Origin of the sequence: Robertkochia aurantiaca (assembly GCF_020166495.1) — a bacterium.
GTDB lineage: Bacteria > Bacteroidota > Bacteroidia > Flavobacteriales > Flavobacteriaceae > Robertkochia > Robertkochia aurantiaca.
In genome coordinates this window covers 341657-361874 of sequence record NZ_JAINZS010000002.1, presented here as the reverse complement: position 1 = coordinate 361874, position 20218 = coordinate 341657, and the positions used below count along the sequence as shown (strand labels likewise).

The window sequence follows — 20218 nt, the reverse complement described above, 5'->3', positions numbered from 1 at the left end:
TGTTATCAGACTTTATTTCAAAAGTTGGAAAGGCAGAAACTGATCTGTTAGCTTTTTTTAACTCTCATCCTTATTCTTCCTGTGTTATCAGGCTAAACCCTCCCTTTACGAGAAGGGTATCTGTTGTTTTCAGGTTCTCACTTTCTTTTATCGCTCTGTACCCTTTGTGATCAGGACCGGTGTTTACCGCGATCCTTTTAAAGATATGCGCCCCATTCGCAGAACCCTGCTTTACCAGTACATATTCGGCATCGCCTGAACTTATCACGGCCTCTTTGGGTAAGGCCGACATCATACTGTTGTTGGTGATGATCTGGGCGTCAACATACATGCCCACGGCCAAGGGTGTCTCTTCAGGGGTTTCCAGGTGCGCATGTACCATTACAGTTCGCTTTTTGGTGTCTATAGTGTTGCCTATCAGGAAGACAGTGGCATCAAGAGTGTCTGTATTCGATTCCGGCAGGGTAAACCGAATCTTCTGTCCGGCACGAAGATCTGCCACATCTTTTTCGAATACCTCCAGCTCGAGGTGAATATGGTCAGTGTTGACGATGCCCATGATGGTTTGTTGCGGGCTAACGAAGCTTCCGATGCTTATGTCAACCTGGCTTATAGTGCCCGAGATGGGCGCATACAGGCTTGTTCTTGACGATAGTTCTCCGTTCTCAATTGCGACCGGATCAAAATTCAGCATCTTAAGCTGACTTTTCAGGCTTTTGTACCTGGCAAGCATCGACTGGAAATTGCTTTCGGTTTCCAGAAAGCGTTTTTGGGAGGTGATCTTTTCATCCATAAGCGTTTTTTGCCGTTCAAACTCTGCTTTCAGGTATTTTAACTGCTCATGAGCCTTCAGGTATTCTTCCTGCATTTCGATGAATTCAGGATTCTCGATTGAAAGGAGAAAATCTCCTTTTTTTACTGTATTTCCCACCAATAACGGGGCAGATACGACATAACCGCTGTGATAGGTGCTGATACGTGCGCGATACTGAGGCGGAACATCAATTCTGCCGGTCGCATGAACCAAATCCGGAAATTCTTTTTGCTGAAGGGTGCCAAGGGCCATATTCGATGTGCTGAACTGTTCCTGACTTATGACAATGGTGCCGGTTTCTCTTTGGTTATTCCCAGATTCGGGCTCTTTTTTCTTCTGGCATCCGCCTAAAAGCAGGATGATCATCAGAAATTTCAGGATGGTTTTATTCATGGTGCCGGTATTAAGAAGTTGATGTTTATAATAGTCTGATTGTACCCCTGCAGGTTTTCGAGAAAGGTGAGCCTGATCTTATTGGCGTTTTCCAGGCTCAGTATATACTGAAAGAAATCGATCTCACCGTTCTTAAAGCTTAATTCTGCCGTTCGTATCAGTTGATCTGCCAGCATGGCTCCCTGCTCATTGTAGTATTTCAGGGCCTCTTCATATCTGACCTTATCATTCATGAGTCTCTGGTAGTATGTTTTCAGGTTTTTACGGTATTCTGCCGCCTGCTCTTCAGTGATGTCTCTTTCGATACGACTGGCCTTAATTTTTGAGGCATTCCCGCTGAAAAGCAGGGGAATTTTTAATCCAAGCTGATATCCGTACAGGCGGTCATTAAGGGTGCTGTTGGTTCCTGAGAAATAGTTCAGGCTTATGTCGGGAAGCAGCTGTTGTTTTTCAAGGCTGTTTCGGGCCTGGCTAAGGGCTACTCTTTCTTCCTGCAGATCAAAGCCGGGATGACTTTGCAGGTCGGGATCCTTTAACATGACAGGCTGCGCAGGCAATCTTTTTACCCTAAATTTATCGGGAACCTGTACCAGGGCGTAGAGCCATTGATAGGTGCTTTCGATTTCCTGCTTCCCTTGCTGAACGATGGTATTGAACTCTTTGCTTTTGGAGGTGGCGGTAATCGATTCGAGATAGGTAGTCTCTCCCAATTCAAATCTTCTTAAAGCTGCCCGTTCAAACTCCCTGTAAAGACTATCTGTTTCGCGGTATATCTCCTGTCGGTTCAGCAGATATTGCAGGGTGTGGAAGGCGCTGTGCAATTCTCTTCTGAATGCTTTTTTTCGAAGCTCGAACCCCAGACTGTCGACCTGACTCTGGTGATCGGTAACCGCTTTTCGGGCAAAATAGATCGTAGGAAACCTGAAATCCTGTTGAACCCCCCATACCTTCAGAGGTTCGTTGTTTCTCGCCAGATTTGCTTCGTCAAAATGGTAATAGAGGGAGGTTTTATCGAATTGGAAGGCGCTGCCTTTCAATGCCTGGCTTCTGGCGCTTATCAGTGAATCTGCAGTGATGCCTGAATTGTTGCTGAGCGCTAATGTTTCAAGTTCATCAAGACTGTATGAAGGTTGCTGCGCATAAGCCAGTGGAAGGGTTAAAAACAGTATGGCCACAGACAGCACGCCCTTTCTTGCCTGTTGTTTTGTAACCGTGCTTTTAAGGGCAAACCTGCTGTAAAGCACAGGTAAGACCAAAAGTGTTAGCAGGGTAGAGGTTACAAGTCCCCCGATTACCACGGTGGCAAGCGGCCGTTGTACTTCGGCTCCGGCACTTTGGGAAACAGCCATAGGTAAAAAGCCGAAGGCTGCCGCCGAGGCGGTTAATAAAACAGCCCGTAAGCGGTCTTTGGTACCTTTTTTTATAAGGTTTTCTGTAGCCTCAGCTTTTTCCTTTAAAAGATCTTTGTAATGCTCAATCAAGACCAGACCGTTAAGAACAGCGATCCCGAAGAGGGCGATGAAACCGATCCCGGCTGAAATGCTGAACGGCATACCTCTGAGGAACAATAGCAGAACCCCGCCTACTGCAGCAAGCGGGATAGCCGTATAAATAAGCAGTACCTCCCTTACCGATTTCAGTGCAAAGTACAGCATAAAGAATATCAGTAACAATGCGACCGGCAGTGCGATCTTCAGTCGGTCACGGGCTGTTTTAAGGTTTTCGAACTGTCCGCCGTAGGTGATGTTATAACCGGGAGGCAGGTCGATATTCTTCTGCACGCGGGTCTGAATTTCATTCACAACCGTCTCAAGGTCACTTCCTCTAACGTTTACTCCCACGACTATTCTGCGCTTGGTCTCGTCTCTAGATATTTTGGCTGCTCCCTTATCGTAGGTGATCTCGGCAACTTCCCTGAGAGGTATCTTACCGCCTGAGGGAAGGTCTATTTGTAGCTGCCTGATATTTTCTATATCCTGTCGCTTGTTTTTTTCCAGCCTTAAAACGAGGTCAAATCTTTTTTCTCCTTCAAAAACACTACCCATGGCTTTTCCGGCAAACCCCATTGCGATCACTTCATTCAGATCTTTAATGTTGAGCCCGTACCTGGCGATTTTATCCCTTTTAAAACGAACTTTCATCTGTGGCAGCCCGACGATCTTTTCGACGGTGATATCGGCAGCTCCTTCGATGTCGTCGATAAGCGTTTTGATCTCGGCGGCTTTACCGCTTAGAACATTGAGGTCTTCACCAAAAATTTTTATGGCAATATCTGCCCTAACCCCGGTTATCAGTTCGTTGAAGCGCATTTCAATGGGCTGGGTGAATTCAATGCCCATACCCGGTATGACCGAGAGGGCGTTCTTAAACCGTTCGGCCAACTGGTCTTTGGTTGTTGCCGAAACCCATTCTTCTTTTGGTTTCAGGGTGATGATCACGTCGCTTTCTTCCATCGACATGGGGTCGGTAGGTACCTCGGCTGCTCCGATGCGGGTCACCACCTGCTCGACCTCAGGGAAACTGTCGATCAGGATCTTTTCGATCCTGGTGGTCGTGGCAATGGTCTTGTCAAGGGAAGTTCCCGTTTTCAGCACCGGTTGAATGACAAAGTCCCCTTCATCCAGCGTAGGAACGAATTCTCCTCCCATCCTGATAAAGATAAAGCCCGCCAGGATCAGAAGGGTAAATGCGGCACCTATTGTAAAGTTCTTGTGTTTAATAGCAAGATTCAAAGCCGGACTGTATAGCCGGTTAACAGAGAGCATGAGTTTTTCAGAAATGGCTGAGATCTTTGATTCCTGTGGTTTGAGTATATATGATGAGATCACCGGCACATACGTCAGGCATAGGATCATGGCGCCGATCAGGGCGAAGCTGAAGGTAAGCGCCATAGGGATAAACATCTTGCCTTCGACTCCTGAAAGCGATAATACGGGTATAAATACCACCAATATAATCAGCTGACCGAAGATAGCTGAGTTCATCATTTTGACGGCTCCCTGTTTCGTGATACGGTCTTTTAGTTCCCTTCGCTTTTGTGATTCGGCACTGATCAGTTCTTCCTTGCGTCTCATCATGGTGAAAGCAATATATTCGACGATGATCACAGCTCCGTCGATAATGATTCCGAAATCGATGGCTCCCAGGCTCATGAGGTTGGCATCGATATCGAAGGCCCACATCATACTCAGGGCAAAAAGCAGGGAAAGCGGAATCACAGAGGCAACCACCAGCCCGGATCGTATATTACCCAGCAGGATCACCACGGTGAAGATCACGATAAGACACCCAAGGATCAGGTTTTCTGCAATTGTTTCGGTGGTTTTGGCGATCAGTTCACTCCGATCGAGAAATGCATTGATATAAACACCCTCGGGTAATGTGGGGGCGATTTCATTTACTCTTTTTTTTACAGCTTCAATGACCTCTTTTGAATTGGCATTCTTAAGCATCATCACCTGTCCGAGTACTTTTTCACCTTCACCATTGGCGGTAATGGCACCATAGCGGGGGGCATGGCCATAACCCACACTTGCCACATCTTCGATAAGTACAGGAACGCCTTCTGTATTTTTTACCACTATTTTTTTTATGTCAGCCAGGTTCTCAACCAGCCCTTCACCCCTGATGAAATAGGTCTGCTCGGTTTTTTCTATATATCCGCCACCCGCGGTGGTATTGTTCTTTTCAAGAGCGGTTGCTACCTCGGCGATGCTCACCTGCATGGCTTTAAGTCGGTCGGTGTCGATGGCCACTTCGTATTGCCTGAGATACCCTCCCCAGCTGTTGATCTCTACCACGCCGGGAATTCCTGAGAGCTGTCTTTTAACGATCCAGTCCTGAATGGTTCGCAGTTCAGTGGGGGAATACAAGTCTTCATAACCGGGTTTGGTGTCGAGTATATACTGGTAGATCTCGCCCAGTCCCGTGGTGATTGGTCCCATTTCAGGAGTGCCGAAACCATCGGGGATATTACCGGCGGCTTTTTTGATCTTTTCTGCGATCAGTTGCCGTGGAAGATAACTTCCCATATCATCTTCGAAAACGATGGTAACAACGGAGATACCAAACTTTGAAACCGAACGTATCTCTTTCACCCCGGGCAGATTGGCCATTTCCAGTTCGACGGGGTAGGTGATAAATTTTTCTACTTCCTGGGTGGAAAGATTTCGGGTGGTGGTGATAACCTGTACCTGATTATTGGTCACATCGGGAACTGCTCCGATCGAAATTCGGGAAACCGAAAAGATTCCCACCGATATCAGTATCAGGGTAAAGAGCAATATAAGAAGCTTGTTCTTTAAGCTAAAAGCAATAATTCTTGTCAGCATGATTCTAAGAAAAAATGACTATGGATCGCCAGATAGGCGTGAGAAATTCTTTATGAGCTTAGCATGCTGCCTTTGGAGGCTGGAAAATGGAGGAGATGTTGATAAGGGAGTAGGAATTCTCGTAGTGAAAATTGTCTCTGATTGCTGCAGGGCTCTTCGTTAGAAGAGGTATCTCAAGTCCTGATTCCCTTACAAATATCCAATTGATATGAGAACAATGTTGGTGTTTTAACGGAAGTTGTTCATGGTCTGAATGTTCCTGCCGGTGATCTTCTTCCAGGGAGCCATAATGCTTGGCGAAAAATTCAAAAAGATCATCGTCATAGGTTTCAGCATGATAGGCGGCATGTTCGATAAGTTCTTCGATCTGCAACAGATCGCCCGAACTTATTCCTGCTCCCTGCAAAAGGAGAATACCAGCGAGCCATATAGAGATACACCTTGACATCCCTATAAAGGTAATAAACTCATAGATAATAAAATAGCCTCCGGGAGCAAAGGCAGGAATTAAGAGGCGAAATTCATCGGCTGGGAAACAGGGCCATCAAGCTATGTCAAGGTTTGACAGGCAGAGATGTTTTATTGCAACCCTTCCCAGCAAATATTATTTTGTTGTGCTTCCACCTTCGGAAAATAGTAATCCCAGGTTTTCTTATCCACTTCGATCTGCTCTTGTTCAGTGGCACCCTCGTTTTCGATGGTGATGGTGTAGGTGCACACATCATTCGTACATTGCGAACTCATATTGGAAAGATAAAAGTCGCAGGAAGAATTTTCGGAATCAGTTAAGAGTTCATCATCTGAAGAACAGGCCATTGCAAATACAGCAAACAGGGCCAGGAATGGCTTGCAGGTTAATAAATTTTTCATGATTAGGGCATTTTGGGGGTATAGATAATGAAAAAAGCGCGAAGGAACAAATTTATTTTAAACTTTGTAAGTTAAAACTGAATAAATGCGGAATTATAGGTAAGAAGCCTATATATTTAGTTGGCCGAACACAATAGAAATGAAACACAAGAAGTATACAGAGGAGACCTGGTTCCTGAACTACAATCATCCGGCTGTCAGAAAACTAACCACCGGTATCGGGTATGACGATGTTAACAAGCAGGTGGAGGAGGTTTATCTAAGGGTGAGAGACGGTTGGCGATATAATCCTTACCGATTGCATTTTAAAAATGAATCGTACAGGGCGGGAGCCCTGGCTGAAAGAAAGGAAGGGCATTGTATCGATAAGGCCATATTATTCGTCGCCGGACTCAGATCTTTGGGTATCCCGGCAAGACTGCACCTGGCTAAGGTCGGAAATCATATAGCGGTTGACCGGCTCATAGAAAAACTCGGAAAAAATGAACTGGCTCCACATGGGATGGCAGATGTTTTCGTTAATGGGAAATGGGTAAAGGCATCTCCTGCTTTCAACAGGGAGCTCTGTGAGAAGTTTGATGTCGACGTGCTGGATTTTGATGGAAGCAAGGATTCTGTCATGCAACAATATAACCGGCAGGGGAAACAGTTCATGACCTACCTGGAAGATTACGGACATTTTGAAGATGTCCCTTACGATTTTATCATTGATACCTTCCGGAGTAATTACCCGGATCTGTATGAGTTATTTAAGCACAGTGACGAGGTGGTGTTATAGCACCCAAAGTTTGAATTTAGCAGGAAAACTTTCCTTCCCCGCGAGGGTATGACTTTAATTATGCAAATGCCAGGTGGTCATGCGTGCTTTCCAGGAGCCGTCATCCTGTTGTTTCCAGATAGCGATCCAGGTGCCTTGAATTCTTTCACTTTCCCCTGATTCCTTGTTGATAAAAGTTTCGTCATAGGTGTTGTAAGTGGTGATGTGATCGCTGGCCATCAGGATGGTGGGTTCGCTGTAATGATTCATGATCACTTCATTCTCTTCATAGGTCTGCATCCAGTTTTTACGAAAGAGTTCTTTCCCCTTTTGTATGGTGCCGTTGGTACCCATTCGAATGACATCATCCTGGTAGTAGGACAGCATTTTTTCAAGATCTCCCGACGCATAGGCTTCGTAAAGTCCACTCCAGGATTGGTATACGGCTTCCCTTACATTTTCCGTTTTATTTTGGGCAATGAGGCAGAACGCAAAAAGCAATACTGCGATTAGAAGTGTCTTTTTCATAAGGATTGGTTTTTGATTTAAAATATAATAGATTTTATTAAGGATATTCGGAGGCTCAGACAAGGGATCTTAAGGATAGAGGATGGTAAAGATATAGGTCACAAAAAGGGAGATCAGAATGACTCCATAGAGAATATTGGTTCTTCTCTTAGACAACGATAACAATACGGTAAAGACAGATAGTCCTAAGAGCAAAGAGTTCAATCCGGTGAGACCTAAAACGATGTGGATCTCAAACATCATGCTGACTATGACAACGGAAGAGATGGTCAATCCGATGGCGGCAAGAGCGGAACCCAAAGATAAATTCAGGCTGGTCTGGATATCGTCTTTTCGGGCGGCTTTGATAGCCGCTATAGCTTCGGGTAGTAAGATCACTGCAGCAATAACCACACCGAGTAATGCCTGCGGAAGTCCTAATTCCAGTATGATCTTTTTAAGAGCAGGAGAAATGGTTTTTGCCAGTAAAACAACGATCACAAGGCTGATCAATAGAAATGATAAACTTATGTAGATAGGCAGAGTCACGTGTGCTTCATCATGTTCTTCTTTTCGCTCTGAAAGGAGGTAATTGCGGTGACGACGAGTCTGTACGTAAATAAAAGTACCATAGATGACCAAACAAACCAGGGCTATAAACATCAAATGCGGGGTATTGTCTGCAGAATCAGGATCTGCCAGAAAGTTAGGAAGAATCAGGGATAATACGAGAATAGCTACCAGACTGACTAGGACGGTATTGACTGATTTTTCGTGAAATGTCTGTTCAAAATGCTTATAGCCCCTTATCAGGATACAGAGTCCGACGATAATGGTAAGCAGGATCATGACGGCTGCAAATACGGTATCTCTGGCGAGGGTGATGGCCTGATCCCCGCCCGCGATCATTAGCGAAACAATCAGGGCTACTTGGATCACGGTCACAGAAATAGCCAGAATAATGGTTCCGAAGGGTTCTCCTACCTTATCAGCGATTAACTCTGAGTGGAAGACCGCCGCCAGAATGGATATGATCAACAGCGAAGCCAAAGTGATCTAACCGTCCAGACCCGAGTTAAACAAGTCGGCAAAATACGCGATGATAGCGATAAGAGGCACGATGAGGTACTATTGAAAAATCTTTTTCATGTTTGGCCGGTTTGACTAAAAAGTACGAAAAATACTGCAGGAGTCCATCCATTCTAACCAGATGAAAACTAAATACTTGAGTCTATAAGTATTTTTAAAGTATTATTTTAATTTCACAACGATTAAGATCACTCGAAGAAGATAATATTGAATTTGGAAATATGTAAAAAAGGCCATTGGTCTCAACCAATGACCTCTTTTATTTAAAATTAATCCTGATACATTATTCACAGTCGTCGCTACCATCTGGCCCTACACCTACTGCACCATCACAGGGATTAATATCAATACCAGGATTTTCGGTATCTGGCGCAGTATAGCAGTTGTTTACGGAGATAGTTGTTTTTCGCCATTCACAATCAGTTTCAGGAATTAATTGGCCGTTATTCGCATTGGTCACACCTGTAATCCAAACTTCTACATCCCCAATACTAGAATTGTAAATGTTAGTAAACATAGAGATGTTGTTAGAAACGCCCTCCCCTGCAGGTATGGTTACACTTCCTGCATCTATTATAGCTCGATCTGCAGGCTTAACTACTGCTATGTTAACTATTCTATCGAAGTTTTCTATTTTCCCGGCATTGGCGTAAGCAGTATATCGGTATCCAGGCACGTTATTTGAAGAGTAACATATTTCACCTTCAACTAAAGCTGCCAAATAATAGCATCCCCTATTTAAAGTTAAGTTGCTGATTGCCTTTGTTTGAATTTGTTTTTCATCTAATTCTAGAATCTCTTCGTTCAACATATCGTCCGAAGAACAAGAAATAAATGTGAAAATGGTAATGATTAGTGTAATTAAATTAAATGATTTCATAAAAGTAATTAATTATTTGTTATAGAATATAATTATAATAATGAAATCCAATTAATCCAAATAAAAGTAGGAATTTATTTATTTAGTTTAGTATATGAGAGCTAAAGATAAGAATATTAGTAAGCTATAAAATATTTCCACGAAATGATTAATTTTTTGTTTGATCACTAATAGATTCATTTTAAAAAGAAAGCCTTAACTATTTAAGCCTCATATGTAAAGTATGTAGACGATGGCAGTCTAAATACTCTAAAAGTAGATCTTTTCCAGATCTACCTTAAAGGTATATTTAATTACATAAAATTAATCTGAGAGGGGCACGAGATAAAGCATATGCTAGTTTTACACCTGTTAATTTAGGGTCACGGTGATATAGGTCTTTTAGCAATTAGTGAATTATTTTCTAAGAAAAATTTATACAAGTCTGATACACACTATTTATTTAGCTGGACTTATAGACAAGGATAGAGCAAAGTGGAAGAACGAAAGGATTTATTTTATTCATGCAAATGCCAGGTGGTCATGCGTGCTTTCCAGGAGCCGTCATCCTGTTGTTTCCAGATAGCGATCCAGGTGCCTTGAATTCTTTCACTTTCCCCTGATTCCTTGTTGATAAAAGTTTCGTCATAGGTGTTGTAAGTGGTGATGTGATCGCTGGCCGGCAATATTGTGGGTTCACTGTACTGGTTCATGATCACCTTGTTTTCCGCATAGGTCTTTTTCCAGTTCTTACGAAAGAGTTCTTTGCCCTTTTGTATGGTGCCGTTGGTACCCATCCGAATAACATCGTCCTGGTAGTAGGTGAGCATTTTTTCAAGATTTTCCGACGCATAGGCTTGATAAAGTCCGCTCCATGCCTGGTATACGGCTTCACGTTTTTTTCCCATTGAGTTCTGGGCAAGAAGTGAGAGAGGAATGAGGAGTACGAATAGAAGTAGTGTTTTTTTCATAATGGTTGGTTTAGTTTCTATAAAATACAAAAATGTCAAAATACGTTTTACCGGTCTTTTTCCTTTTTTTTGAGTAATGCAAAATCAGTCACGGAGGGAGTCACTTTCTTTTAAATCATAGCAATAAAAGGAATGCGGTATATATCACCGCCCCAATCAAAAATGAAGAAAAGCGACTCTTTCGTTCCTCCGGCAGTTCTTCTTTCAGCACATTGAGAATGATCCCCCCAGAGAGAAAAGCGAACAATACTCCTAAGGCTCCCTCAGTGATTTCTGTTGTCAGGCCAACCATCCAGCCAACAAGAACCGAAAAGGTAAGCACCCAGCGACCTTTCTTTTGGTAGGTGTCACGGTGGTAATCCCGTAAGCCATGGTCATTGACCAAAAAATGAAGGGCCATGGCAAAGAAAAATGTGAGCATGCTTATCAATCCTTGTTCCTCGCGATGAACCAACAGATATCCGATCAGGGCATTGTATACTGCAAAAGCGCTTATATGAATCCAAAAGGTTCCCATACCGGTGCTGGTTTCAAACTCCTGAAATTCTGACTCCTTTTCCATCTCTTCCTGGGATCTCCTTACTGCTCGTTCCAACCCATAGAAGAAAGAAAGGCCTGCCAGAGCCATGAGGTAGGAGTGATGTTCCAAATATTCAGTGAACCAATCCTCTTCAGAGATATGCGTTTGTGCTTTTGCCAGTTCAGGCAGGATGTGAACGAATACATAGGCTACCGAAATACCCCCGGCAAATGAAAGCCAACGACTTCGGGGGTACCCGGTCCAGAAATCTCATTTTATAGGCAAACAGATGGACCAATAATAACAACAGAACCAATACGGCTTGAATCGATATCATGGTCTTTTTTATTCTTAAGGATTAAGAAGGGTGAATATGAACGTGGCGAAGAGGCAGATCAGAATGACACCGTAAAGAATGTTGGTTCTTCCCTTTGAGAGGGAAAGCATGACGGTGAACACTGTCAAACCGAGCAGGAGTCCGTTTATACTGTCCAGACCCAGGATAATATCGATGTCAAAAAGCACACTCACGAAGGCTACGGTGGGAATGGTAAGGCCAATGGCTGCCAGGGAGGAACCCAGTGACAGGTTCAGGCTGGTCTGAATATCATCTTTGCGTGCCGCTTTTATGGCTGCGATAGCCTCAGGTAATAAGATCACCGAGGCGATGATAACCCCAAGGAGCGATGCCGGCAATCCAAGGTCAAGAATGATCTTTTCGATAGTCGGCGAGATGGTTTTGGCCAGTAGTACCACGATCACCAGGCTAACCAACAGAAAAAGCAGGCTTATGTAGATAGGCATACTTACGTGTTCCTCTTCATGCTGGTTTTCTCTTTCTGTAATGAAATAATCACGATGGCGTCTTGTCTGAACATATATGAAGGTGGCATAAATGATCAGGCAGATCACGGCCGCGAAAAGCAGCATGGCTGTGTTGTTCTCCGGATCTTCGTTCCCCACGAAGTTGGGTAGTATCAGGGATAACACTAAAATTGCCACCAGGCTCACCAGGGCTGTATTGACAGATTTCTTCTGAAAGACCTGTTCGAAGTGCTTGTAACTTCCTATCAGGATGCACAAACCGATGATCACTGTTAACAGGATCATAACCGCTGCAAATACGGTATCCCGGGCCAGGTATATGGTTTTATCTCCGCCTGCCAGCATAAGGGAAATGATCAGGGCCACTTCAATGACCGTTACTGAAACCGCCAGGATAATGGTTCCGAAAGGTTCGCCCACCTTATGAGCGATCAGTTCTGAGTGAAAAACAGCAGCCAGGATGGAACCGATCAAAAGCAGGGTGACGATAATCTGTCCTGCCAGATGAAGCTGAAATACGTTGAGAAAATAAGCGAGAAAGGCGAGCAGCGGTATTAACAGATACCATTTTAGAATTTTTTTCATCGGGTTGGTTGTCTTTGGTGAATGTCAATTTAATGATCTTCCGGTAAATATTTAAATCATAAGGAATATCTCTCAAAACATATTTTAGCGTAATACGCATTATTCGGTTACAAACCAGACAAAAGAGGGCATATGTCAAAGGTGTGAAAGGCGTAGATGTTCTTTTCTTATCTAATGACAAGTGGCATCGGTTCAAAGAAGGAGTTTACATTAAGACAGAAATTATAATGAAGGTATGTCTAAAATTAAAATCGTAGATTTAATGGTCGACTGAATTTAAGTAAATGGTTGATTATAAGGGTAATGGTGGTTCTTTCTTTGTTCATGATTGATCTTCAATTGCGAGTGGGTCTTTAAACGGTATTAATATGGCGGTAAACTTCTCCTTCCTATATCTGATATATTTCAGTCTTTTATTATTTACTATCTACCGTATTATTTTAGATACACATTCTACCTCCAAGACTCTGGCTTATATCATGTTAGTGGTCTTCGTTCCCCTGGCTGGTATGATAGTCTATTTTTCTTTTGGTATTAATTACCGGCATCACCGCTATAACAAGGGCGCTATAGCTATTCAAAGAGAACTTGACAGGACCTATCAAAAAGAAATCAATGACGAAACAGAAGATTTATTAAGAAAGTACAGAGCCGAAATCGATCACTTTGCCGACCTGGTAGCTTTTCAACACAACGCGATGGGGGAGTTTTTAAATGAAAATTCCTTTCAGCTTTTGGAGAATGGCGAAGAGAAATTTCCAGAAGTAATTAAAAGTCTGAATATGGCTCAGCACTTTATTCATATGGAATATTATGCCTGGGAGGATGATACGCGGGGAAATCAAATAAAAGACATACTGCTGCAAAAAGCAAAGGAAGGGGTAAAGGTGAGAGTTTTGTATGACGATTTTGCAAGTGGGAGTATTCGGAAAAATATCGTACGAAGCTTGCAGAACGGAGGTGTTGAAATTTACCCCAAGATCAAAGTTAAAATTCGACAGTTGGCCAATCGCCTGAATCATCGTGATCACCGTAAGATTATAATTATAGATGGAACCATCGGGTTTTTGGGGGGGATAAATATATCAGACCGCTACGATAACTCAATTGATACCGGGCTGTACTGGCGGGATACACATGTGAAATTTACCGGCCCCCTGGTATATAATCTTCAACGTCACTTCATCGTGAGTTGGAATATGGCACAGAACGAAAAGCTGATCTATAGCAATTTTCTATTTCCAAAGGTTAGAGTTTCGAAGATTTCCGGAAGCCTTGGGGTAGCACAACTCATGGCTGGAGGACCTAACTATCCGCTTTCAACTATAATGCTTACCTATTTTAAGTTGTTCACCCTGGCGCGAGAGAAGCTGTATATTACGAATCCATACTTCATACCTAATGACAGTATACTCGATGCTTTAAAGCAAGCGGCTTTAAGTGGAACTGATGTGCGGATATTGATTCCTGCGAAATCTGATTCCGTTATTGTTGGAGCGGCTTCAAAATTTTATTTCAAGGAGTTGTTACAGGCAGGGGTTCGGGTTTTCCTGTATAAGAAAGGATTTGTTCATGCTAAAACAGTAGTTGCAGATGGTAAGGCCAGTATCGTAGGGACAGCCAATATGGATATACGGAGTTTTGACCTGAATTTCGAAATTCTCTCGGTCATTCACAGTAAGGATTTTGGCAAAAAGATGGAACAAATGTTTTTAAATGATCTGAACGAAAGTGTTGAGATTACTAAAGCAGATTATGAAGATCAGCACTGGAGCAAACCGATTATTTATGCTACGGCCAGACTCATATCTTCGTTCTTGTAGCTTGCTATAAAGGTATTGTAATTGTAAAGTATATAGGAAATGAAAGGAAAGATAGTAATTTCAATACGGCTCAGGTCTGATTGTTTATTTGTCAACGGATTATTGTTATTGCTTGTGTTTCAGTTGTTCCAGTCGTGTGGCAGCAGCGATTCGGTTTTTGAGCTGAGTCCGCAGCAAAGCATGTCGATCACGGGTAAGGGCCCCGGGCAGGATGCTGCCAGGAATCCCTATGGAGACAGTAAAAGTGTAGCAGTAGTTAAAAACATCGGAGAGGCTCCTTTCGTTGTACGCATCCAGGAAAAGGATGCTCTCATTATGGAGGAAGAATTAAAAGGATCGGAAAGAAAAGAATTTTTGCTGGAGAAAGGTTATCAGCTGTATCTCGACAGTCAGGAAATGGCCAAGGCGAAGGTGAACTTCAAAAAGTTCAATTAACAGTTCGGTTTGTTAGGAAATGAACTTAACAATAATACTTTCGAACGATAATATGTAAGCTGTAAAGCTCAAATTTTTTCAGAACCTTTTAACCCTGGAGGTTTCTTAATCACGGGTGATTTTCTATCCTGCCCTGCTATTGCCAATTTAAAATCAAACCATCTCTCTCTCTCTCTCTCCGGGCAGATGGCATGTGGGGAAAAGACATATATTGCATTGTAAATAAAAAGGTTGATCAATTTGATGAGGACTTTACCTGCCTTTCATTTTTAAAGCTTGTTCCAGGGTCAGGGTTTTATCCCATACCATTTCGATATTCATACTGTCTTTCGCTAATTTAAAATAGTCTTCCATGGGAGGTAATAAGACGGAGTCTCTTCTCTTCTGCAGGTTCTGAGCGTCTGCAACCGGCCATACATAATTGACTGCAGAATCATCACCTTCTGAAAAGGTCTGGGTACCGAAAACTTGCATTTTTCCCTCGTACATGAGTTTGCGGTCCAGCATGGTGGCATGGTCATTCTTTTCAATAAGGCCTTTTTGAGCCTTTTCTTCGAGCAGTGAAATGTACTTTGTTATATGTTCAATGTCAGAATGTTGTAAGATGAGAAAAATGGCATTATTGGCATCATTTGATAAGTCGTCTGACCAACCGCAGGTGTCGATCAGGTTCGAAACATATTCCAGGTTCTCAGCGTCGATATCATTCATTTTACTCACGGCACGAATTACTTTAAAGGCACCCTTTTTAGTTTTCCGGTATTCCTGGACCATGGGGATAACCTCTTTTCGAATCGCCTGGTCTTTATCCCTTCTTTCAATGAGTTCTTTTTCGATGAGCTCCCGGTTACAATCTTTCTCCTGAGCTCTGCCATAAAAAGCTGATAGTACAATTGTAAGGTAAACGAGCAGTGTTAATGGTTTCATTTTTTTCATGTTGTTTGTTTTTATTCCTGGTATTCCAATAGATCTCCCGGCTGACAGTCCAGTGCTTCGCAAAGCGCTTCCAGGGTTGAGAAACGTACCGCTTTTGCCTTTCCAGTTTTTAGAATGGAGAGGTTAGCCTCGGTAACACCGATCTTTACAGCTAAATCTTTTGAACGCATCTTTCTTTTAGCCATCATGACGTCAAGGTTTACAATTATTGGCATAGGGAGTTTTTTAGATGGTTAACTGGCTTTCTTCCCATAATCGGTTTCCTTCCTTAAATACCTCTGCCAGGATCCAGCTGAGAAAGGCAAAGAGCAAATACTGAATCTCGAGTGAAAGTGTGATGGTATATCCATTTCCTTCAGTGCTCATATCAAAGAGGGTGATGATGAAACATATCAGCATAAGGAACCCGATTCTTGAAAACTGCCTGATGGTCTCCTGCTTAAAAGCATTGATGGTTTTTACGGATCTGATGATTCGTATCAGTGATTCCAGCGATAGTATGAATAACACGATCAGCAGAATGGCCCGTAGGGAATAGAAGACCATATTGAAGGTATTGCTAAAGATCTCCCGGGCATTACTGAACTCAACATAGAAGAATTTATTTCCCGCATCCTGTAGTTCCGGAGGAATCGCCCCCCCTAAAGCAGGAATAAGTAAAAGGTAAGCAAACAATACTATCAAGGCACCGTAACCGAGTTGCATCAGGCGGGCTAAAACAATAGCAGTTTTGAGGTACTTATTATTCATATTAGATTTTATTTATGCCGTAAAACTATAAATAATTATTGTAAAACAATAATAAAATATTTTAAAACATAAAAATTAGTGATGTGAACAAGTTCTTTTTTGTGAATCCGTTTTATCAGCCTTTACCTCATGTTATTGCCTTCATTGGTGCTTAGATCTATTAATAAGGCGCTTTATTTCTGTAGGGGATAACATACAGTACTGTATTCCTGTCTTGAGCCGGCTGGCAGGAACAGACCTCTGCCAAAGGCTTCACCTTCCGGTTTTGTGTTTTCTTTAGTTCCTTATAAATATTACTACGCAAAGTAAGGAGCAAATGTTCTTGGAATACATAGGTAAGACCCCATCGGATTACGGGCTTCAGTTAGCTCGTATATGGAGTGACGAGAATAAGAGTAGGCAGCTAGTTGAGATGAACATCGTTATAGAGACTGTTGTTAATATTTAAGTTGCTTATTGTCAGCTTAATAAATCGCTTGTTGATATATTGGGGTCTCTTTTCTATTGTTCTTTTGATTTAAGTTTTATATTTGAAACAAATAAAAAAACCGCTTAGTCTAAGCTAAACGGTTTATGTGAATTACTTCTGGCGGCTCAATAAGTATAGAACGACCAGAACATAAAATGTCTCAGACATAAGCTTAAGGTTTAAATTAATATTCAATTGAACCTCGGGCCAATTTTCCGGCATTTAAGGTGTGTTCCCAGCACACCTTTTTTTATGCATCTATACAAACTTACCTCTTATGCTTACTCGCCACAAGGTCAATTGTATCACAATTAACAAAAGCTTTCAACATCGATTGTTGAAATGTGGACTTAGGCCAGATTATATATGGTCTTTTTAAAGGAAATAGGACTTGACATCTGTTAGCTTCTCTTAAGCTCATCTAGTGTTTTGCCTGCTCGATCCTTCCACTTTGTCCAGCCATTAGTGCTTCTGCCCAATACAACTCCCCCGGCTGTACTAGGTGAATTGAAGACATAATCTTGATCGAACCGGAAATTACCGGAGTCTTCTATAAGAACCTCATCTCTGATTAATTTCTCCCGTAGGTTGATGAGGTGATCATGGCAAGAGGGGGTAGTCTCTTTTTTGGCATAGGATCCTTTAAAAACTACGAAACCATCATCGATAAGATCACCCTCTGCTTCAATGCCTCTTCCCTTAAGATACATAAGCTCTTTATCTGCCACCTGTTCCTTGTTGATTTTGTCATACACTGGATACCCAAGAGTAGAGAGTAATATTTTGATAGTCTCAAAGCTGTCATAAAGGTCAGCTTCCATTGATTCAGTCACGAACGGACGAGTAGGTGCTGTTAGGTTTTCTGTAGTGTAACGATTGGAATCTTTTGCTTCTTGAATAGCGGTATGTTCCAGAAACTTAACATGAGACTTTGTAAATGCATTAATCTTAGATACCATGACAACAGCATGATTCCAAAACTCTTTAGTCCGATTATGTTGTCTGAGGCGATCAAGGCTGTCTTCTGCCTCTCCTACGTATACTACTGGTTTCGCCTTTTCCGCAGACTCACCAAATAAGAAGTAAATACCAACATTCCGGAGTTCTTCCCGATTTGCAATGTAGTCTAACTTATTCCTGGGAACCAAGATTGCCTTTACAACCCTATTAGTGATTTCTGCGATTTTGACACTTCTGGGGGATCCGTCTGGAAGAAAGATCTGGATCGTTTGAGGTCTGCTCATAAGTGCGTCAATTTAATCTTGTGATGAAACTAATACTTGAATGTGGGAGGGGTATAAAGAAAGGAAAATATATTGTATCGAACAACTTACCTCATGTAGTCGTCTGTTATGTTTTTTGTAAGGCTTATCTGTATAGGTGCGACTCTGTGTAAACTAGGGTTTCAGATACACACGCAAACAAAAGGTGAGTTAAGGTAGGTTGGAAATATAATAGGTTATACGGAACTAGCGACCTGTAAGTTTAGACTATATCCATATAATTTAAAATCTATATATTGCTCCTTAATTCAACTAAGGGGTATTTATGGTAATTAGATATACTTTGATTCTTTTTGGATTGTTTTTAATCTCCGTTCCTTCTTGTGATAGGCCGGTTAGGAAAGAGTATATTGATTTGGCGACTTTCGATAGTGAAGATACCTATCATAGAGGCTGGCTCACACATCAGGATGAGGATGGTAATCCTCTATTGTTATTTGAGTATTACACTTCAGTCAAAAAAGATACAGTTTGGGGTAAAAGATTCTTCTACCAGGATGCCAAAATTGACACCGTAAATAGCATGTTTTATGAGTTAGATTGGACGTGGGATAAGGATAGTCTGGTGAAAGGTAGAATTAAATTTTATGATCGTCCAGATGGTGATGGTCCAGTTTCAAACCAAAGCTTCAGTTTATTGCTTTTAAGAGCTTGGCGGGATACCATTGAGACCATAAGCTTCAGCGAGGAAGGTAAAAATTGGCTAGAATTTGAATTTAAGAGTAATACAGACGCAATAGTTGGTGGGTTAAGGTATTCCAAAGCTACCAATAACGGACGTGTTGTAGCTGGTGAGATCGAATTAGATTATTTACAAATCAGTATGCCCGTTGCTAACAAGAAAAGAGCTTATAACCCTTTTAACAGGATCATTGATGAATGATCTAATTTAGATTGATAATGATACGTGCTTCAATAATTGTCTTAATTCTTTCCTTGATTTGTGGATGCGAAGAGTCCACAAAAAAATCTATACCAATAGACTTGGATTCTCGAATCAATCATCTTGATTCATATGAAAAATCCTGGCTTAGCTATGCGGGCGAGGAGGATAGTACTATCAGGATGCTTGAGATGTACGTTTCTAGAAGAGGAGATACAGTTTTTGGTAAAGACATGGTTTACAAAGCAGGGGAACTGGATACGCTGAATAGTATTTTTTATGATTTTGAAGGATATTGGTCGAAGCATGACGATAGTCTTCTCAAGGGCAAGATTAAGTTGTATGTTCCTCCCAAAGGTGATGGTGTGGTTACCAGTAAATTTCATTTAACCTTGTACCAGGCATGGCGGGATTCACTCTATTTGCCAACTTTTACAGTAGAGAATACGAATGAAATTGAGTTTGAATTTCACAGTAATAGCAATATAGTTGTCGGTGGGCTCATGTATTACCGGTTCACCGATAATGGTAAGGTTGAAAAAGGTGAGGAGGTATTAGATGTGTCCGTAGTAGAGATGCCAGTGTCTAACAGAGAGCGAGCATACAATGGCTTTATTGCGACCTTTAATGAAATCCCCGAGTAGCAGGTCGTTTTTTCAATTTTAGGCCTGCTATTGGGCGTGCTTCTCTGTCAAGTCACTAGCAAAGACCCCGCTCCGGCGGAGGTCCACCTCCGTGGTAAAAGGCAGTCATATTGCTGTTTTGTTTAGGAGATTACCTTCGTCGCTGTTGCTCCTCGGTGATCTCCACTGCCTCTCATTATTTTTACCTGCCCGAAACCGGCATGCAATTATAAACCCTTGTCTAAAGTATTCTCCTATGTTGAAAGAATTTTATTCTTCCCCTCCCTCGGGGAGGGGATACCGTGGCCGTGCCACGGAGGGGAGGGAGTTGTCAGAACAATATGCATCAGATTTTTTTAGACCTATGGCAAAAAACATCCGGGCTGTAGCAGAGTCTGCCCCTTGGCAAACAGGGGCTACCTCGGTGGGACCTCCTTCGTCTGAAAACAGGCAGGCATGGCCGGTGAATTTCATGTAAATGCAGTCTCTGGCACG

Annotated in this window: 19 protein-coding genes; 5 read left to right on the top strand and 14 right to left on the bottom strand. The window is 42.3% G+C overall.

Annotated features, from left to right (window positions below; all coding sequences use genetic code 11):
• Window positions 1-70 precede the first annotated feature (70 nt).
• The 4 genes from K7R10_RS04050 to K7R10_RS04035 form a co-directional block, all read right to left on the bottom strand.
• A complete protein-coding gene (locus K7R10_RS04050; RefSeq protein ID WP_224483404.1) occupies window positions 71-1207 on the bottom strand; it encodes an efflux RND transporter periplasmic adaptor subunit in 1137 nt (378 codons plus the stop codon).
• Window positions 1204-5538, bottom strand: coding sequence for a CusA/CzcA family heavy metal efflux RND transporter (locus tag K7R10_RS04045; protein ID WP_224483403.1), 4335 nt, complete (start codon window positions 5536-5538; stop codon window positions 1204-1206). Before K7R10_RS04045 ends, K7R10_RS04050 begins: the two co-directional genes overlap by 4 nt.
• Window positions 5539-5596: 58 nt before the next feature.
• Window positions 5597-5986, bottom strand: coding sequence for a hypothetical protein (locus K7R10_RS04040; RefSeq protein WP_224483402.1), 390 nt, complete (start codon window positions 5984-5986; stop codon window positions 5597-5599).
• Between the two features lie 131 nt (window positions 5987-6117).
• Complete coding sequence (locus K7R10_RS04035; RefSeq protein ID WP_224483401.1) at window positions 6118-6408, bottom strand: hypothetical protein; 291 nt, start codon at window positions 6406-6408, stop codon at window positions 6118-6120.
• A 139-nt stretch (window positions 6409-6547) separates the two neighbouring features.
• On the opposite strand from K7R10_RS04035, the gene K7R10_RS04030 reads away from it, so the two are divergent.
• The gene (locus K7R10_RS04030; protein WP_224483400.1) at window positions 6548-7186 is read left to right on the top strand and encodes a transglutaminase-like domain-containing protein; all 639 of its coding nucleotides are present in this window, start codon (window positions 6548-6550) and stop codon (window positions 7184-7186) included.
• Window positions 7187-7240: 54 nt separating this feature from the next.
• Here K7R10_RS04030 and K7R10_RS04025 read toward each other — a convergent pair whose 3' ends face one another.
• The 6 genes from K7R10_RS04025 to K7R10_RS04000 form a co-directional block, all read right to left on the bottom strand.
• Entirely contained in the window at window positions 7241-7693 is a 453-nt protein-coding gene (locus K7R10_RS04025; protein WP_224483399.1) for a YybH family protein, read from the bottom strand.
• A gap of 69 nt (window positions 7694-7762) precedes the next feature.
• Complete coding sequence (locus K7R10_RS04020; protein ID WP_224483398.1) at window positions 7763-8710, bottom strand: calcium:cation antiporter; 948 nt, start codon at window positions 8708-8710, stop codon at window positions 7763-7765.
• A 334-nt stretch (window positions 8711-9044) separates the two neighbouring features.
• The gene (locus K7R10_RS04015; RefSeq protein WP_224483397.1) at window positions 9045-9641 is read right to left on the bottom strand and encodes a hypothetical protein; all 597 of its coding nucleotides are present in this window, start codon (window positions 9639-9641) and stop codon (window positions 9045-9047) included.
• 497 nt (window positions 9642-10138) lie between these two features.
• Window positions 10139-10591 (bottom strand): YybH family protein, encoded by a 453-nt coding sequence (locus K7R10_RS04010; RefSeq protein WP_224483396.1) that lies wholly within the window; start codon window positions 10589-10591, stop codon window positions 10139-10141.
• Window positions 10592-10706: 115 nt separating this feature from the next.
• On the bottom strand, window positions 10707-11240 hold the full coding sequence (locus tag K7R10_RS04005) for a hypothetical protein (protein ID WP_224483395.1): 534 nt from the start codon (window positions 11238-11240) through the stop codon (window positions 10707-10709).
• 222 nt (window positions 11241-11462) lie between these two features.
• Window positions 11463-12521 carry a calcium:cation antiporter gene (locus K7R10_RS04000; protein ID WP_224483394.1) on the bottom strand — a complete coding sequence of 353 codons (1059 nt, stop codon included), beginning with the start codon at window positions 12519-12521 and terminating at the stop codon, window positions 11463-11465.
• Window positions 12522-12889: 368 nt separating this feature from the next.
• Between K7R10_RS04000 and cls the strand changes: the two genes are divergently transcribed.
• Window positions 12890-14344: a cardiolipin synthase gene (gene cls, locus K7R10_RS03995; RefSeq protein ID WP_224483393.1), complete on the top strand. Its 1455-nt coding sequence runs from the start codon at window positions 12890-12892 to the stop codon at window positions 14342-14344.
• 39 nt (window positions 14345-14383) lie between these two features.
• Window positions 14384-14779, top strand: a complete 396-nt coding sequence (locus K7R10_RS03990; RefSeq protein WP_224483392.1) for a hypothetical protein — start codon at window positions 14384-14386, stop codon at window positions 14777-14779.
• A gap of 252 nt (window positions 14780-15031) precedes the next feature.
• Here K7R10_RS03990 and K7R10_RS03985 read toward each other — a convergent pair whose 3' ends face one another.
• From K7R10_RS03985 to K7R10_RS03970, 4 genes are all read right to left on the bottom strand, one after another.
• Window positions 15032-15715, bottom strand: a complete 684-nt coding sequence (locus K7R10_RS03985; protein WP_224483391.1) for a DUF6624 domain-containing protein — start codon at window positions 15713-15715, stop codon at window positions 15032-15034.
• A gap of 11 nt (window positions 15716-15726) precedes the next feature.
• On the bottom strand, window positions 15727-15930 hold the full coding sequence (locus K7R10_RS03980; RefSeq protein WP_224483390.1) for a helix-turn-helix domain-containing protein: 204 nt from the start codon (window positions 15928-15930) through the stop codon (window positions 15727-15729).
• 10 nt (window positions 15931-15940) lie between these two features.
• Window positions 15941-16465: a DUF2975 domain-containing protein gene (locus K7R10_RS03975; RefSeq protein WP_224483389.1), complete on the bottom strand. Its 525-nt coding sequence runs from the start codon at window positions 16463-16465 to the stop codon at window positions 15941-15943.
• 870 nt (window positions 16466-17335) lie between these two features.
• A complete protein-coding gene (locus tag K7R10_RS03970) occupies window positions 17336-18178 on the bottom strand; it encodes a GIY-YIG nuclease family protein (protein ID WP_224483388.1) in 843 nt (280 codons plus the stop codon).
• A gap of 304 nt (window positions 18179-18482) precedes the next feature.
• On the opposite strand from K7R10_RS03970, the gene K7R10_RS03965 reads away from it, so the two are divergent.
• The gene (locus K7R10_RS03965) at window positions 18483-19100 is read left to right on the top strand and encodes a hypothetical protein (protein ID WP_224483387.1); all 618 of its coding nucleotides are present in this window, start codon (window positions 18483-18485) and stop codon (window positions 19098-19100) included.
• A gap of 101 nt (window positions 19101-19201) precedes the next feature.
• Window positions 19202-19744: a hypothetical protein gene (locus K7R10_RS03960; RefSeq protein WP_224483386.1), complete on the top strand. Its 543-nt coding sequence runs from the start codon at window positions 19202-19204 to the stop codon at window positions 19742-19744.
• Window positions 19745-20218: the final 474 nt, after the last annotated feature.